This window comes from Streptomyces sp. NPDC002130, from assembly GCF_040296465.1.
In the GTDB taxonomy this organism is placed as follows: Bacteria; Actinomycetota; Actinomycetes; order Streptomycetales; family Streptomycetaceae; genus Streptomyces.
This window is the reverse complement of the sequence record NZ_JBEOXI010001126.1, coordinates 1-1,132: the sequence shown is the minus strand read 5'-3', so window position 1 is coordinate 1,132 and position 1,132 is coordinate 1. Positions and strand designations below refer to the sequence as shown.

Below are 1,132 nucleotides of genomic sequence, written 5' to 3'. Positions count from 1 at the left end.
GGCCGCCGAGGGCCGCACCTGGACCGCGCAGCGGGTGCACGGCGATCTGCACCTCGGGCAGTGCCTGCGCTCGCCGTCCGGTCGGCCGCTTCCTTGGCCGAAGTGCCGCCACTCAGTAGCGTGATCACCTCGCCCAACCTCAGTCGTCGTGCGGAATCGGCTGCCAGCTTGGCGCGAAGCAAACTCATCGCGGCTACGCCCGCCGCCTCGACGAGCGTTTTGACCTGCAATTCGTTCGGCTCCTCGTCCAAGATCACCCAGATCGAACCGAGGATCTGGGATGCCGCATGTATTCGCATGCCGACTCGGGGCCTGATGCCTGGCCCGATACCCGGTAGAAATACCGGCAGGGTGGAGCCGTAGATCTTGTTGAAGTACCCCATCGAGCGGAGTCGGTCGGAATAGTGCTGCGGCACTTGATGTCCGAGGACGCTCTGCTTACGTGCCTCGTCACCGAAGGCTTGATCTGCCGAGAACGCGAGGATCCGGCTCGACTGATTCTCGATGGTGACCGGGCCGTTCAGTACCTGAGCGATCGAGTTGGCAAGATCGAACAGGTCGGCGTCGGCGGCCGACGTGTGGTCCCCGTTGTTGCCGGATTCGAGGATCTCGTTGATCAGCGACGCACTTTGCAGCCAACTTGCATCCTTGACCATTCCAAGTAGTGCGATATCGGCTTCGGCGACCGCCCGTGCGACGCTGTCGTCGACAGCCAATGGCTCCCTGACGATCAGCGCGACGGCTCCGGCCGAACCGTATTCTTTTACTGCAGTGGCAATGTCGGCCGACCCGGCGAGTCCTGCGCCGAGCACGACGGCGCCCGCACTGTCCTGCGTAACTCCGGACCCTTCGTGCAGGGTCACTCGGCTGACAGTGCGGGCGTCGTCGACGGTGTCGCCTCCGCTGAGGAACGTCATTCCCAGTCTGTCGACGATGTCGACGATCGAAACTCCCGTGGGTGTGGTCACCACCACACCTTAGGGGGAGCAGGATCGATCAGTTGGCTGGTTGCCCTGCTCAGGTGGTCGGCTGCTCGGCTACAGCTTTCTCGACGAACCGGCGGGTCTGATCGAACGCCGCGGGCACCTGGACGGAATTGGTCATGTCACTGATCTCGGACCACCGTTCGGCG

At 63.4% G+C, this 1,132-nt stretch carries 1 pseudogene; it reads left to right on the top strand.

Going from position 1 to position 1,132, the window contains the following annotated elements:
* Window positions 1–82: pseudogene (locus ABT116_RS48960) on the top strand (maltokinase); the annotation flags it as partial.
* Between the last annotated feature and the right edge of the window lie 1,050 nt (window positions 83–1,132).